This window comes from Pseudoalteromonas neustonica (genome assembly GCF_001653135.1).
Classification (GTDB): Bacteria; Pseudomonadota; Gammaproteobacteria; order Enterobacterales; family Alteromonadaceae; genus Pseudoalteromonas; species Pseudoalteromonas neustonica.
Genome location: NZ_BDDS01000013.1, coordinates 15524 through 31749, shown reverse-complemented (window position 1 = coordinate 31749; position 16226 = coordinate 15524). Strand labels below are relative to the sequence as shown.

Here is a 16226-nt window from a genome sequence, read left to right as displayed (position 1 = left end):
GAAAGAGTAAAACCGCTAGAATAAATAAATTAAGATAATTTCTTTGTTTTTTCTTAACTTTAGCGGCAAGTTAGACAATACTGTATCTATAATAAACAAACATTCCATGGTTTAGATATATTAAAAACCAATACAGAAGGATGGCACATCTATGTCAACAGAAAACGCACTACTGACCATTTTGGTCGATCGAATAAATAATGACACCTTGGTTTTACCAACTTTGCCAGAGATTGCTGTACGTGTTCGTCAAGCTGCAGATAATCCGGATGTAAATTTAGCGCAAATGGCTGATGTAATATCTCATGATCCCGCTTTGGCTGCGCGGATGATAAAGGTTGCAAATAGTGCGTTTATGGGGCGTTCGGTTAAGGTTTCTAATATCAATCAGGCCGTTACTCGCATTGGTTTAAGACAAATTAAAAATATTGCGACAGCAATGGCAATGGAACAACTGTTTGTTTCAAACAATGAATTAATAAAAGGTTACATGGATAAAGCATGGCAAAAAACCTTAAAAGTTGCATGTCATTCAATTACGCTAATGGAGTTTTTTCTTAAAGAGAATAAGCAAACGTCATTAAATCGCGATACGATTACATTAGCGTCATTAGTTTATAATATTGGTGTATTGCCTATTTTGACAGAAGCTGAGCGTCACCCTGAAGTATTTGCTAATCCGAGTTTTTTAGCTCATGCAATCCAAAAACTCAGTGGTAAAGTCGGTGGTGCTATTATGCGCGCATGGGATTTTACAGATGAATTTGTTGAAGTGTCAGAAAGTTGGGCAAATCCTAATTATCGACCTGAAAACATAAGCTATGTAGATTTTATTCGCATTGGTGCGATCATGGAAGGGATTTTACAAGTGTCTGATAAATCAGCTGCTTTACAAATGTATATTGATAAAGGTGTTATTTCATCAACTGATATTTTCTCAAGTGATGACTATTATAAAATGCTTGATGATGTGAAATCTGTATTTAGTTAATTATTACGAAAAAAGCGCCTCGGCGCTTTTTTTGAAAATCAAACTCTAGGCTAAGTCTTCAACGTCGCCTAAACCTTGTGTTAGTTCTTCTAGTAGTAATTTAATTTCTTCTGAAGCAAGAATAAAATCAGCGTCTAGTTTTACTAACATATCTTCTTTTGGTATATCAGCATTTTCTTCTTTGAGTGTATCTGAGTAGCTTAAGCGTTTAATTGAACCGTCATTTTGTAACATGAATTTAAGACGTTCTTGCCAATCAAGCGCAAGCTTAGTGACACGCTTACCACTTTCTAAGTGTGATTTTACTTCATCACATGCAAGGTCGTGGCCTTTAAGTTTAACTTGTGCACCACTGTCATCTGCTTCTTCTAACTCGGCGTCTGAGCCAATTGCAAAGCCCTCAGGCGTACTAAAGTTGGTTAGCCAGTCAGTTAAAAACACATCTAAGTCATAGTTAGCAAAAGCAGGGACGACAGGTAATGTACCCAGAGACTTGCGAAGTAATGCTAATAGCTCTTCAGCTTTATTGAAACTGCCGCTGTTAACGACTACCCAACCATTTTCTTGGTCGATAAAGGCAAACTGTAAGCTCGATTTTTTAAATGCTTGCGGCAATAAGCTATGCAGGATATTTTCTTTGAGCTCATCTTTCTCTTTTTTCTTAACTGGGCGATTTTCTTCAGCTTCGATCAGCTCAATTTTTTCTGCAACCATATCGTTGATCACAGCGGCCGGAAGTACTTTTTCTTCACGCTTAGCGCAGACTAAAATACTTTTTTGCGAAAAGTGAGAAAGGGTATCCCCGTGCTTACCAAAGGCTTTGGTCCAGCCAAATGTGCTTAAATCTTGGCTACCGCAAGGGCGAAATAGGTCCTGCTCTAACGCTTTGTCAAAGTCTTCTTGAGTATACGAAACGTCTTGTTTAAAGCGATAACAAATAAGGTTACTAAACCACATAGGTTGATTGATCCAATTGGTAAATTTGTTCAATCATAGCAATAAAAATCGGATGTCGAAATGACTGATTTAGCTAATGCTTAGCAATTGAGCAAAGCATTAGCTAAATATAAGAAGAAGTAACTTAAAAGGGTTTTAACTGAGGCCAGTTGACTTTTTAGGATTGAAATATGTTTAATCTACAGGCGATTTAATCTCAGTATGAGGTTTAACGGGCTAAGTAAAATAGAGCAAAGCTTCCTCGTTTGCTCATTTCCTTTACCTACATCCATTTAGGTAACAAAGAGTTAATCGCCTCTAGGAAGAACCCTTTGGGCAGCGCATGTTTGGAATTTATACTGCGTCGTTATCGCCTATTTATAAGGAACAACCACACAGCATAGGCGCTGCCTAGCCTAAATACCAAACATACTGGTGTAAAATTAATCACAAAAGGTCAACACGCCCTAATCTAATTACTAAAAATTGACAGTGGCTTTGGCATGTTTTTGGGGAAACTGATCACATAGCTTAAGCCATTACCCGGTGAGCTTGTTGCATCAATTTCACCACTGAGAGTCTGTTTTACTAAATTAAATGTAATGTGGGTACCTAAGCCGCTGCCACCTTGTTCACGTTTTGTTGTAAAGAAAGGGTCGAAAAGTTTTTCGAGTTGCTGTTCTGTAACGCCATTGCCGTTATCGTTAAAGTTGATAATTACATTATCGTCATCATCTTTAATATCAATATTAATAACGCCATTTGTAATGCCTTCAAACCCATGGATCAGGGAGTTCATTATTAAGTTTGTAAAAATTTGGCTGATCGCGCCTGCGGGTAAATTCAAGGTCAAGCTTTCTGGGCAATCTAAATTAATATGATGCGTGGTATTTTTAATTTTAGGATGCAAAGAGCGGATCACTTCACCTAAATACTCTTTAAAATTAATCGTCCTAACAGCTTCACTGGCTTGATCCACCGCGATTTGTTTAAAACTAGCCACTAATTCAGATGCGCGATCTAAATTAGTGGTTAATAAACTGGTGCTTTGCTTGGCATCATTAATGAACTCTTCAAGTGCTTTTGGCGAGAGGGTTTTATTTTTATATGCATTTTCGATTTGTAATAACCGTTCTTGTAAAAAAGACGTGGCGGTTACACCAATCCCCACTGGTGTATTGATATCATGCGTGATCCCGGCAACTAAACCACCTAGCGCGGCCATTTTTTCAGAGCCTACTAGACGCTCCTGAGCCATATTTAGTTCATCTACATAACGCTGTAATTCTGTTTGTTTGGTAAGTAACTCATGCTCGGTATGACGACGTAGATCAATTTCTTCGGTAAGTGTTAACTTTTGCTTTTCGAGTTCATATTTTTGCTGCTGTAAATCCATCATTGCTTGACTCAGGTTTGAAGTTTTACGTGCAACTTCTTGTTCAAGTTGTAGATTTTGCTGATCAAGTTTTTCGTTACTTAGAATGAGTTCTTTTTGTGTATGCTCGAGTTCTTGGCGATACTGCACAACTTTATCAATGAGTTTATTAAATGATTGCTCCATTACTTTTAGTTCATTGTGTTCTGTTGTTTCTATTTCAATATGTTGGCCTTCAAGATCGTTGAGTTCAAGGTCTTCAATTTGCTCTGTCAATTGCGCAAGTGGTTCGGTAAGCAATTTTCTAAATGCCATTAAAAACAAGATGATCAAAAAGGTTGTTTTGATCATTGCGTTGCCAATTAGAAAATAAATTGACAGCATAATACGGCTAAATACAACTTCGCGGCTGGAAAATAAAGTCACGTCGCCTACTTGCGTGGCTCGGCCTGAAAACTCAAAAATTAATGGGAAAGTGTACCCAAATAAACCGGATGGGGTGTCTTCAATAATTGCTTCTTCTTGAACCAGCTGCTGGCTGTATAATTCTCGGATATCAAGAGAACGACCTAATTGAGAAATAATCTCGCCGCTATCGTCACGTACTATAATGCCTTCAATCATAGGAATAGCGAGTAAACCTTCGGCTGTGGTGATTGTTTGTTTAGTGTTTAGCTCCCAGATAGCACGCGTTAAACTGCGACTAAATGTTTTTTGTAGCGTAGTCAGTTCATCACGAATGTAATCTTTAGTATTTACATATTCAGCAATTACTTGTCCGCATGTGACAACAAAAGTCAGCAAAAAATAGACGGATAAAACGCTTGTTAGCAGCTTTTTAGATAGGCTTTTTTGTAGCATGGATTTCCCATAGCTCCTTTATTCATCATTTAATACCCAAGCAGCGAGTACATTCATCTGTAAAGTTAGCTAATAAACGCCTAAAAATAAATAAAATAATCTACTTTTCCTCAACAAATTTATTCATTTTTCTTTTTTTAGCAAAAACTTATGTTTATTTCACAGGAATGATTGTGTTATAAAATCACTATATTGCTGTTAGAGTAATGTTTCTTAGTTACTGAGAACCCACCCGTCATTTATAACCATGTGAGCTAGTAGTTAATAGTATGAATTTCTCTGTATTAGTATGTGATGATTCAACAGTAGCACGTAAACAAGTCGTGCGATGTATAAATGAATGCCTAAGCGCAAATATTATGCAGGCAAAAAATGGCCGAGAGGCATTGGAATTAATGCAAATTCATAGCTTTGATTTATTGTGTCTTGATTTAACTATGCCAGAAGTTGACGGTGTTCAGGTGCTTGAATGCATTAAACAAAGCAGTATTGAATGTTTTGTTCTCGTTATATCTGCGGATATTCAGGCTGAAATGAAACAGCGAGTCGCTAATTTAGGGGCTATCGATTTTATAAATAAGCCAATAGATAAAGTAAGGCTTAATGAAATATTGCATAAATTTGGCATTCATTAGAGCTCTTTATAACCAAATAGCATAATTTATCTTTTAATGTGGGGTTGACAGAATAGCCTTGTTTAAGGCAGTCTAAAGGCTATGAAAATAAATACAAACGTACTGACCATTATTATTACAACCACCATTCTTACTGGATAGTGGCATAGGTCGGTGCAACAAATTTAAAGGCCTGTGTTCACAACGAACACAGGCCTTTTTTCGTTTTATGGGATGAGGAACATAAAAATGCGAGTATTAAAATTTGGCGGGTCATCACTTGCCGACTTGGCATGTTTACAGCAGGTAGCTCAGTTAGTTAAAGCACAGTTAAAAGATGAAATGTTATTGGTACTTTCAGCGCCAGGTGGAATGACTGATTCGTTAGTCGCACTTGCAAGTAGCGCTGAACAGGGATTTGATTATAGCGAACAGTGGGATGCACTCGCGTCTCGTTGTGACAGCTTAAAAGTAGCTGTTGAAGCTGAATGTGGGCAAGTACAAAATTGGCCTGATTTAGATGAGCTGAAAAATAAACTTGCTGGTGTCAAATTAATCCAATGCTGTCCTGATCAGGTTCGTGCTTATATTATTAGTTTTGGTGAGCGCGTGAGTGTGGCACTGATGCAGTGTTTGCTAAGCTCGCACAACGCTCGTTACCTTGAAGCAACTGATTGCATCGCATCAACCAATGGCCACATTGATGCGGAAGCTGATTTAGTAGCGAGCAAAATTCGCTTCCAAGCGGCTTTAAAAGTGAGCCCTGCAACTATTTATATTATGCCGGGTTTTACAGCTAGCAATGAACAAGGTCAGTTAACTACACTCGGGCGCAATGGTTCTGATTATTCAGCCGCAATTGCAGCAGCGTGTTTAGAAGCAGAAGTTTGCCAAATCTGGACTGACGTGGACGGCGTATACAGTGCAGATCCTCGTTATATCAAAAAAGCCACTAAGGTTGATTTTTTATCATATAAAGAAGCGATGGAGCTTTCTTACTTTGGTGCCAAAGTTCTTCACCCTAAAACAATTTTACCGTGTGCTAAAGCGGGCGTGCCATGTGAAATTAAAAATACTCATAACCCAGAGGCGCAAGGCTCATTGATCAGTAACGATAATGTATCATCGGAGCCAGTTAAAGCGTTATCCAGTTTACAAAACCTTGCGATGCTAACAGTTTCAGGCCCAGGCATGAAAGGTAAGGTAGGCATGGCATCAAAAGTATTTAATGCCCTTGCTCATGATAATGTATCGATTGTACTTATTACTCAGTCGTCATGTGAATTTAGTATTAGCTTTTGTGTCCATGAATCGGACTTACCATTAGCGCTTGATGCACTGCAAACAGCGTTTGAGCTTGAATCACAAGCAGGGCTTATTGAGCCTGTGCAAGTACAACGTAACTTAGCCATTGTTACGTTAGTGGGTGATAACATGCGTGCTCATAAAGGCTTGGCCGCTAAGTTTTTTGCATCGCTTGCTCAAGCGCAAGTGAATATTGTTGCTATTGCACAAGATTCAACTGAAAGTGCTATTTCCGCGGTGATCGACGGTGAACTGTGTAATGATGCTGTAAAAGTGTGTCACGAAAATTTCTTTACTCATATCCCATCAATTGACGTGTTTTTATTAGGCTGCGGCTTAGTTGGTCAAGAACTTATAAAGCAATTAGAGCGCCAGCAAACGTGGCTGGAAAAGCGCAATATTAAGTTAAATCTATACGGTGTTGCTAACTCTCGTCAATTACACCTAGATGCCGAAGGTATTGCTTTTGATGATTGGCAACAAAAATTAGCCGCATCTGAACAAGTTTTTGATTTAAAACTGGTTGAGCAATTTGTTAGGCAAAACCATTTAATCAACCCAGTATTAGTTGATTGCACCTCATCAGATGCATTGGCTGCGCAATACGTTGACTTTTTAAATGCGGGTTTTCACGTTGTGGCTGCAAATAAAAAAGCGACAACGAGTTCATATGCTTATTACCAAGACCTGATTGCAGCAACCCAAAAGAATAACCGTAAGTTTTTATACGAAACAAATGTAGGAGCAGGGCTTCCGGTTATAGATAACTTACAATCGCTGTTTGGTGCAGGCGATGAGTTGCTTGAGTTCAGTGGTATTTTATCTGGTTCATTGTCTTATATATTCGGTGCCTTGCAAGATGGTTTATCGTTATCTGAAGCAACCATTAAAGCAAAAGAGAGTGGTTTTACTGAGCCAGACCCTAGAGATGATTTATCGGGAACAGATGTTGCGCGTAAATTACTGATCATTGCCCGTGAGGCTGGCATGAAGTTAGAGCTTAGTGATATTGAAGTTGAATCGGTCCTGCCTGTTGGTTTTGCACAAGGTGATGATGTTGCAGAGTTTATGGCTAAACTACCGAGTTTAGATGCCGCATTTAGTGATCGCATTCAAAGTGCAGCCAGTGAAGGTAAAGTATTGCGTTATGTGGGCACAATCAATTCGGGTCACTGCAAAGTCGGTATTGAAGCGGTTGATACAAAACATGCATTGGCAGTTATTCGTGATGGTGAAAATGCCTTAGCAATCTTGAGTGAATATTACCAACCACGTCCATTTGTAATTCGTGGTTATGGTGCAGGATCTGCAGTGACTGCTGCGGGTGTATTTGCTGATATCTTAAAAACGTTATCGCGCTAGGAGGGGACAATGATTGAAGTATATGCTCCAGCGTCTATTGGGAATTTTGCCGTTGGTTTTGATTCATTAGGCGCTGCACTTGCGCCTATTGATGGCACATTATTAGGCGACATTGTTGCAGTAAGTCCTGCAACAAGAGATGAGTTTATTTGCTCGGGCGAGTATGCACATAAATTGCCAAGTGACGCTAATGAAAACTTAGCGTATCAGTGTTTAGTGCATTTTCGTACACATGTTGCGCCAAGTATGCCATGCGTAAAATTAGAGCTTAAAAAGAATTTACCGATTGGTTCAGGGCTCGGTTCTAGTGCGTGCTCAGTTGTAGCGACCTTTGCGGCACTTGATCAATTTGCAGGCACTGCGCTTAGCCAAGTAGAGCTGATTGAATTAATGGCTGATTTTGAAGCTATTGTAAGTGGTGGTCGTCATTACGATAACATCACACCTTGTTACTTAGGTGGTTTACAGTTGACGGGTGATTTGATCCCAGATAAGTCGATTAGCTTACCGGTAGATAAAAACTGGTACTACGTAGCCGCTTTTCCTGGTTTTTCGCTTAATACCGCAAAAGCGCGTTCAGTACTACCAAGGCAGCTAAGCATGCATGCCAGTGTTGAATTTGCACAGCGCTTATCAGCGTTTAGTACATTGTTGTTAACTGGTCGTTTTGATAACGCGTTATCAATTATGAGTGATGAAATAGCAGAACCATATCGCGCACCGCTTATTACTGGGTTTAGTGAAGCGAAAGCGGCACTGCCGGAGCTAGGTGCTGAAATAGTCAGTATTTCTGGTGCAGGCCCTACTTTATTTACCGTGTGTAAAACGCTTGAAGCTGCACAGCAATGCGCACAGTGGCTTGAACAAAACTATATCAATGAACAAGGCTTTTGCCACATTTGTAAGCTTGATAACGCCGGCACGCGTCAGTTATAAGAATTTAAGGAATAAATAATGCAATTACATAATTTAAAAGATGATTCACAAAAAGTGTCGTTTGTTGATGCAGTTAAAACAGGTTTAGGCCGAAACCAAGGCGTATTCTTTCCTGAATCCCTAGCGCCACTGGCGGACATTGATGCTTTACTTGATATGGACTTTGTTAGTCGTAGTAGTAAAATTTTATCGCATTTAATTGGCGATGAGTTGCCCGCAGATACTGTTGCGCAAATGGTGCAAAATGCGTTTAACTTTCCGGTAAAACTGGTTGAAGTAGAAGAAAATATTTATTGTTTGGAATTGTTCCACGGTCCAACACTTGCCTTTAAAGACTTTGGTGGCCGCTTTATGGCTGAGTGCTTAGCACAATTTAGCCAAGGTGAAAAAACTACAATACTAACAGCAACCTCTGGTGACACAGGTGCAGCTGTTGCTCATGCGTTTTATAATAAACCAAATATTGATGTGGTGATCCTTTATCCAAAAGGGAAAATTTCTCTAGCGCAGCAAAAACTGTTCACTACATTGGGGAATAACATTCATTGTTATGCAGTTGATGGTAGTTTTGATGATTGCCAAGCGATGGTAAAAAATGCATTTTTAGATGATGAAATTAAATCTCGACTAGGTTTAAACTCGGCTAATTCAATTAATATCAGCCGTTTAGTTGCACAAGTTTGTTACTACTTTGAAGCAATTGCACAATTACCGAAAGAAAAACGTGCTAACGCGCATATCTCTGTGCCAAGTGGTAATTTTGGTAACGTGTGTGCGGCAATGATCGGTGCTGTTATTGGTTTGCCTGTCGCTAAACTCAGTGCAACAACGAATCAGAATGATACTGTACCGCGCTTTATCCATGATAAAAACTGGGCACCTAATGCGACGATAGAATCACTTTCAAACGCAATGGACGTGAGCAAACCTAATAACTGGCCACGAGTGCAAATCATGTTAGATAATAATTGGTTTAGTTATGATGACTTTTATTCAACCAGCGTTGATGAAAGCAATACACAAACAGTGATGAAAAAAATTCAACAAACGGGCTATGTTGCAGAGCCTCACACAGCAATAGCTTATCAGGGACTTAAAGCTAATTTAGCACAAGGAGCGGCAGGGGTGTTCTTAGCTACAGCGCATCCAGCTAAGTTTAAAGATAGCGTAGAAGAGATTTTAAATATAGAGCTCGATATGCCAAAACCATTAGCGGATGCATTAGCTAAGCCATGTTTGGCTGAAGATATTGCAGATGACTACAGTGTGCTTCGCGATATTTTATTAGCTAAATTAGGCTAATTTTTATAATTAGATAAAGTTAAAACAAAAAAGCGATAATACATTACGTATATCGCTTTTTTATTGTAAAAATATTTAAATTTAAACCATAGACCGTGAACGACGATTTAAAATACGTAAACATAAAATTAAAATGCCAATCAAACAGATCATCGCGCCAGCAAGTGTAACGAGTTGATTGGGTACCCGACTAACTAGAATTAGACCAGTAAGCAACAGAATGAAGGGCTTAAATTCATAATAATAATAGTGTTTCCTTACTTTTTTTCGGTTTACTTTATGATCTATACGGCGCGCATTAGATCGCAGACGCCAAATGTTTGCGCCATTTAAGAACAAAGCAATGCCGATAGCCGTCGGCAATAGGGTAGTCGAGAAAAGAATGCAAAACCCACCAAAAATAAAATAGCAGTAGGGAATAAATTCGTAAATAGGTTTAGCTAACATAATAAGCCTATGATCATCCATGATTACATTTCGTACAATAGTAGTGTAAATAGAAACAAATGCAATAAATTAACACATTAAAAATACAAATATTTAGTTGTTTTATTTATTAGTATTATTTATGTTTCTATAAAAAAATATCATTACAAAAACACTGTGAATTAAATTCAATCCCTGTTTAAATATGTTCATCTTTACACCGTAGTCAAATTGACGTTTTCAGCGTACAATATTGCCTTTAAAAACACCATACACGTTGCCCTAGGAGCCCCCATGTTAGAACGTAGCATGAATATTTCGGATTTTGATCCAGAGTTATTTGACGCAATCAACAAAGAGACTGCTCGTCAAGAAGAACACATTGAGCTTATCGCATCTGAAAACTACTGTAGCCCACGCGTACTAGAAGCGCAGGGTTCACAGTTAACAAATAAATATGCTGAAGGTTATCCGGGCAAGCGTTATTACGGTGGTTGTGAGCACGTTGACGTGGTTGAGCAACTAGCGATTGACCGTGCAAATGAATTGTTTGGTTCTGAATACGCAAACGTTCAGCCTCATGCTGGCTCACAAGCAAATGCCGCTGTATTTTTAGCGCTATTAGATGCTGGCGATACGGTACTTGGTATGAGCTTAGCTCATGGTGGTCACTTAACGCATGGTTCACATGTGAGCTTCTCTGGTAAGCTTTATAATGCAATCCAATACGGACTTGACGAAGCAACGGGCGAAATTGATTACGCACAAGTTGAAGCGCTAGCACTTGAGCATAAACCAAAAATGATCATCGGTGGTTTCTCAGCATACTCAGGTATTGTTGATTGGGCTAAATTCCGTGAAATCGCTGATAAAGTAGGCGCTTACTTGTTCGTAGATATGGCTCACGTTGCTGGTCTTATTGCTGCAGGCGTTTACCCAAGCCCAGTACCACATGCACACGTTGTAACTACTACTACGCATAAAACATTAGCAGGTCCACGTGGCGGTTTGATTATTTCAGCCTGTGGCGACGAAGCTATTTATAAAAAGCTTAATAGCGCTGTTTTCCCAGGTGGCCAAGGTGGTCCTTTATGTCATGTTATTGCTGCAAAAGCAGTGGCATTTAAAGAAGCACTACAACCAGAGTTTAAAGTATACCAAACTCAAGTTGTTAAAAATGCCCAAGCAATGGTTGCAGTAATGCAAGAGCGCGGCTACAAAATCGTGTCTGATAAAACAGAAAATCACTTGTTCTTACTTGATTTAATCAATAAAGACATCACTGGTAAAGATGCAGATGCAGCTCTAGGTAATGCGAATATTACAGTGAACAAAAACTCAGTACCAAACGATCCACGTTCACCATTTGTTACCTCTGGTCTGCGTATTGGTTCACCTGCAATCACACGTCGTGGCTTTAAAGAAGCTGAATCTAAAGAGCTAGCGGGCTGGATCTGTGACGTGCTAGACAACATCACTGATGAGTCTGTACAAGCACAAGTTAAAGAAAAAGTTAAAGCAATCTGTAAAAAATTACCTGTTTACGCTTAATTATTAAGCTCACTGTAATTTAGATCACAATAGCGACGTTTTTTGCTATTATAAAGGCCGCCTTAAAGCGGCCTTTTTTGTTTTTAATGGAAGCTGATACCTATGCATTGCCCATTTTGCACCGCAAAAGATACCAAAGTAATTGACTCGCGTTTAGTTGGTGGTGGCCACCAAGTTAGACGACGCCGTGAATGCAATGAGTGTCATGAACGCTTTACCACCTTTGAAGGTGCTGAACTTGTGATGCCTCGGGTAATTAAACAAGATGGCAGTCGCGAACCTTTCAACGAAGATAAACTTCTCAATGGTCTACACCGCGCATTAGAAAAACGTCCCGTTAGTACTGAGCAGGTTGACGAAGTTGTCAATATTATCAAATCTCAACTACGAGCAACGGGTGAGCGTGAGATATCCAGCCACTTAATTGGTGAGTGTATTATGGAAGCGCTTAAAAAACTCGATAAAGTCGCCTATGTACGTTTTGCTTCTGTGTATCGTTCGTTTGAAGATATCCGTGAATTTGGTGAAGAAATCGCCCGCTTAGGGGAGTAAAATGAGTCAAAACGTATTATTCACAGAGCAAGATCATCAATTTATGGCACGGGCTATTGAACTTGCCAAGCAAGGACGCTTTACAACAACACCAAATCCTAATGTTGGCTGTGTGCTAGTTAAAGGTGGTCAGATTATTGGTGAAGGCTTTCATCAATTAGCTGGGCAAGGTCATGCTGAAGTCAATGCGTTAGCAATGGCAGGTAGCCAAGCCAAAGGTGCCACTGCGTATGTCACACTTGAGCCTTGTAGTCATTTTGGTCGCACACCTCCGTGTGCCGAAGGCCTAAAAGCCGCGGGCGTGATAAAAGTGATTGCCGCGATGGTTGATCCAAATCCACAAGTGGCAGGTAAAGGTCTCGCAATTTTAGCTGATGCAGGAATTGAGGTTGCATCAGGGCTATTAGAGCAACAAGCTAAACTATTAAACCGTGGCTTTTTAAAGCGTATGGAACAAGGCATGCCATTTATTACCTGTAAAATGGCGGCAAGTCTTGATGGTAAAACGGCCCTTAAAAATGGTCAAAGTAAATGGATTACGGGCTCTAAAGCTCGTCAAGATGTGCAACTTTATCGTGCACAAAGCTGCGCTATTTTAACGGGGGCGGATACCGTTTTAGTTGATGACGCCAAGCTTAATGTTCGTATTGATGAATTGCCAGAATCATTACCCACAGAGTTACCTTTGCGTCAGCCAGTAAGAATTATTATTGATTCACAAAATCGTTTAACTCCTGAACTGGCTTTGTTTAGTATAGAAAGTGAGATAATTATTCTTACCACTGAGCTTGATAAATCAAAGCAATGGCCTCATTACGTAAGCCATATTGTAGTGCCAAAACAAAATAATAAGGTTGATTTACTGGCCGCTCTCAAGCTTTTAGCACAACGCCAATTTAATCATATTTGGTTAGAGGCCGGTGCAACCCTTGCGGGAAAAATGACAGAGCAGGGGCTTATTGATGAATACATTATTTATTTCGCACCTAAATTGTTAGGTAACGATGCCAAAAGTTTATTAAATTTTGCAGAACAGACAAATATGCAAGATGTGGACAACTTAACAATTAGCGAATGTGCACTAATTGGTGATGATATTCGTATCACAGCTGCGCGGTGTTTAAATACAGCGCCTTAACCTACTATTGAAGAGCAACCTTATGTTTACTGGTATAATAGAAGCAACAGGCACAATTAGTAAATTAGAACAAAAACAAGGTGATTTAGCCATTCGCATTCAAAGTAGCAACCTTGATATGGCCGATGTGAATTTAGGTGACAGTATTGCAACCAACGGCGTATGTTTAACGGTTGTAGCAAAGCACAGTGATGGTTTTAGTGCTGACTTGTCAAACGAAACGATAAGCTTAACCGGGTTTGCTCATTATAAACAAGGGCAAACGGTTAACCTTGAAAAAGCCATGCAACCTGTATCTCGTTTAGGGGGGCACTTAGTCTCTGGGCACGTTGATGGTATTGCGACTATTACAGCTATTACGCCCAATGCGCGCGCTGTTGAATATTGGTTAAGCACCGATGCGCAACTGATGAAGTATATCCCGTATAAAGGCTCGGTATGTATTGATGGTATTAGCCTAACGGTTAATGCGATAGAAGATAACAAATTTAAACTGACTATCGTGCCGCATACGAGTGAACAAACAACCATTGCTGATTTTAAAATTGGCACCCAAGTGAATTTAGAAGTTGACCAAATTGCTCGTTATTTAGAGCGCTTGATCAAAGGGGCAGAACAACCTGCCGGTTCAGATATTTCGATGAATTTACTTGCCCAAGCGGGTTTTATTAAGTAGCCCCAACTCCACAACTTACACGAGCAGATTATGAATTTACACAGCGCACAAGAAATTATTGATGACATTAAAGCCGGTAAAATGGTTATTTTGATGGACGATGAAGATAGAGAAAATGAAGGCGATTTAATTATCGCAGCCGAACATATAAGTGCTGAAGCGATTAATTTTATGGCCACTCATGGCCGCGGCTTAATTTGTTTAACAATGACACAAGAACGTTGTGAGCAGCTTGATTTACCATTAATGGTTAAAAACAATGGTGCAGCATTTTCGACTAACTTTACAATGTCCATCGAGGCATCTAAAGGTGTTACCACGGGGATTTCTGCTGCAGATCGCGCGCGTACTGTACAAGCTGCGATAGCCAAAGGTGCTGTGCCAAGTGATATCGTGCAACCGGGTCATATTTTTCCAATTATGGCGCAACCGGGTGGGGTGTTAACCCGTGCAGGTCATACTGAAGCTGGTTGCGATTTAGCGCGTTTAGCTGGGCTTGAAGCATCGTCAGTAATTGTTGAAATTCTTAATGCCGATGGCACTATGGCGCGCCGTCCTGATTTAGAAATATTTGCCGAGCAACATAACATCAAAATTGGCACCATTGCTGATCTTATCGAATACCGTAACATTAACGAAACCACTATTGAGCAAGTCGCGAAATGTAAATTGCCAACAGAGCATGGAGAGTTTGATTTAGTAACCTATAAAGATACTATTGACGGCCAGCTGCATTACGCACTATTAAACGGTGACGTTAAAGCGAATGAACCAACTTTAGTACGTGTTCATCTGCAAAGTACTTTTAATGATATTTTGTTATCAGATCGCAGTGCCGATAGAAGTTGGGGCTTATCAGATGCTATGGCCTATATTGCTAAGCACCAAGGTGTGTTAGTAATTCTTGGTAAGCAAGAATGCACTGATGAATTAGAAGCCACGGTTAAAGCGTTTGCAGCAGAAGATGCTGGCGAAACTGTTGCACACCGTAAGTTTCAAGGTACATCGCGTACTGTAGGTGTCGGCTCACAAATCTTGGCTGATCTGGGAATTGAAAAAATGCGCTTAATGAGTCGCCCTAAAAAGTACCATGCGCTGTCGGGCTTTCACCTTGAAGTAGTTGATTACGTAGAACCAGAATAAGCTCAGGCCTGTTTCTGGTTTTAGATTAATAAACTTTAATTATGAAAGGCAAACAGGCTCTAGGCTATTATTTTATTTATATGGTATGATGCGCAGCAATTTTTGCGCAATCGCAGCCGCTTAAACTTATTTTTTAGGGTTATCGAATGAAAATTATTGAAGGTAATAAATACGCTCCGGGTAAGAAATTCGCAATTGTTATTTCTCGCTTTAATGACTTTATTGGTAGCAGCCTTTTGGCAGGCGCTGTTGATGAATTGAAACGTACAGGTGGTGTATCTGATGATGATATTACCGTAGTTTATGTACCAGGTGCGGTAGAATTACCTTTAGCAGCGAAACGCGTTGCAGCAAAAAAAGAGTATGATGCAATCATCGCTTTAGGCGTCGTGATCAGAGGTGGTACGCCACATTTTGATCTTGTTGCTGGCGAATCAAATAAAGGCTTAGCGCAAGTGTCGCTTGAGTATGATATCCCGGTTGCATTTGGCGTATTAACCACAGAAAGCATTGAGCAAGCGATTGAACGCGCGGGCACTAAAATGGGCAACAAAGGCGGCGAAGCTGCTCTAGGTGCACTTGAAATGGTTAATGTGTTAGATAAAATTTAAGTTTAAGGAATTTTTGTGAAACCAGCAGCAAGGCGTAAAGCACGTATTTTAGCACTTCAAGCCGTTTATTCTTGGCAATTAAGTGGCAATGCAATTGCCGATATCGAACAACAAATGTTGATCGAAAATGATGTGACTAAAATTGATGTTGAATACTTTAAAGATCTTTCGCGTGGTGTTGCTATAAATCATAAGCAACTAGACGAAGCAGTCTCTCCACATTTAACGCGTCCTTTCGACGAGTTAGACCAAGTTGAACGCGCTATTTTACGTTTAAGCAGCTATGAGCTGAAATTCCGTGAAGATGTACCTTATAAAGTTGCTATCAACGAAGGTATTGAGCTTGCTAAAATCTTTGGCGCAGAAGACAGTCATAAGTTTGTTAATGGTGTACTAGATAAAGCAGTAAAGCATTTACGTAAGTAATGCGACTGCAAAGAGGAGAGC

Annotated in this window: 14 protein-coding genes; 12 read left to right on the top strand and 2 right to left on the bottom strand. The window is 39.8% G+C overall.

The window, feature by feature from the left end:
* Positions 1–151 precede the first annotated feature (151 nt).
* Entirely contained in the window at positions 152–991 is an 840-nt protein-coding gene (locus A7967_RS15955) for an HDOD domain-containing protein (protein ID WP_054206163.1), read from the top strand.
* Positions 992–1036: 45 nt separating this feature from the next.
* On the opposite strand, the gene rdgC is transcribed toward A7967_RS15955, so the two are convergent.
* Both rdgC and A7967_RS15945 read right to left on the bottom strand, forming a co-directional pair.
* The gene (gene rdgC / locus A7967_RS15950; protein ID WP_054206162.1) at positions 1037–1948 is read right to left on the bottom strand and encodes a recombination-associated protein RdgC; all 912 of its coding nucleotides are present in this window, start codon (positions 1946–1948) and stop codon (positions 1037–1039) included.
* A 451-nt stretch (positions 1949–2399) separates the two neighbouring features.
* Complete coding sequence (locus A7967_RS15945; protein ID WP_054206161.1) at positions 2400–4163, bottom strand: sensor histidine kinase; 1764 nt, start codon at positions 4161–4163, stop codon at positions 2400–2402.
* Between the two features lie 269 nt (positions 4164–4432).
* On the opposite strand from A7967_RS15945, the gene A7967_RS15940 reads away from it, so the two are divergent.
* The 11 genes from A7967_RS15940 to nusB all read left to right on the top strand — a co-directional run bounded on the left by A7967_RS15940 (position 4433) and on the right by nusB (position 16205).
* Positions 4433–4798 carry a response regulator gene (locus tag A7967_RS15940; protein WP_054206160.1) on the top strand — a complete coding sequence of 122 codons (366 nt, stop codon included), beginning with the start codon at positions 4433–4435 and terminating at the stop codon, positions 4796–4798.
* Positions 4799–5026: 228 nt separating this feature from the next.
* Positions 5027–7444: a bifunctional aspartate kinase/homoserine dehydrogenase I gene (gene thrA / locus A7967_RS15935; RefSeq protein ID WP_054206159.1), complete on the top strand. Its 2418-nt coding sequence runs from the start codon at positions 5027–5029 to the stop codon at positions 7442–7444.
* Between the two features lie 9 nt (positions 7445–7453).
* Positions 7454–8380 carry a homoserine kinase gene (gene thrB / locus A7967_RS15930; protein ID WP_054206158.1) on the top strand — a complete coding sequence of 309 codons (927 nt, stop codon included), beginning with the start codon at positions 7454–7456 and terminating at the stop codon, positions 8378–8380.
* An 18-nt stretch (positions 8381–8398) separates the two neighbouring features.
* On the top strand, positions 8399–9682 hold the full coding sequence (gene thrC, locus A7967_RS15925) for a threonine synthase (protein ID WP_064435856.1): 1284 nt from the start codon (positions 8399–8401) through the stop codon (positions 9680–9682).
* 720 nt (positions 9683–10402) lie between these two features.
* Positions 10403–11659: a serine hydroxymethyltransferase gene (gene glyA, locus A7967_RS15920; RefSeq protein ID WP_054206156.1), complete on the top strand. Its 1257-nt coding sequence runs from the start codon at positions 10403–10405 to the stop codon at positions 11657–11659.
* A 102-nt stretch (positions 11660–11761) separates the two neighbouring features.
* Positions 11762–12211 (top strand): transcriptional regulator NrdR, encoded by a 450-nt coding sequence (gene nrdR, locus A7967_RS15915; protein ID WP_016708083.1) that lies wholly within the window; start codon positions 11762–11764, stop codon positions 12209–12211.
* A 1-nt stretch (position 12212) separates the two neighbouring features.
* Entirely contained in the window at positions 12213–13349 is a 1137-nt protein-coding gene (gene ribD / locus A7967_RS15910) for a bifunctional diaminohydroxyphosphoribosylaminopyrimidine deaminase/5-amino-6-(5-phosphoribosylamino)uracil reductase RibD (protein ID WP_054206155.1), read from the top strand.
* A 22-nt stretch (positions 13350–13371) separates the two neighbouring features.
* The gene (locus A7967_RS15905) at positions 13372–14025 is read left to right on the top strand and encodes a riboflavin synthase (RefSeq protein ID WP_054206154.1); all 654 of its coding nucleotides are present in this window, start codon (positions 13372–13374) and stop codon (positions 14023–14025) included.
* A gap of 30 nt (positions 14026–14055) precedes the next feature.
* Positions 14056–15168, top strand: coding sequence for a bifunctional 3,4-dihydroxy-2-butanone-4-phosphate synthase/GTP cyclohydrolase II (gene ribBA, locus A7967_RS15900; protein WP_054206153.1), 1113 nt, complete (start codon positions 14056–14058; stop codon positions 15166–15168).
* 146 nt (positions 15169–15314) lie between these two features.
* Entirely contained in the window at positions 15315–15779 is a 465-nt protein-coding gene (ribH, locus tag A7967_RS15895; protein WP_016708079.1) for a 6,7-dimethyl-8-ribityllumazine synthase, read from the top strand.
* A gap of 15 nt (positions 15780–15794) precedes the next feature.
* A complete protein-coding gene (gene nusB / locus A7967_RS15890; protein ID WP_054206152.1) occupies positions 15795–16205 on the top strand; it encodes a transcription antitermination factor NusB in 411 nt (136 codons plus the stop codon).
* The last annotated feature ends 21 nt before the right edge of the window (positions 16206–16226 follow it).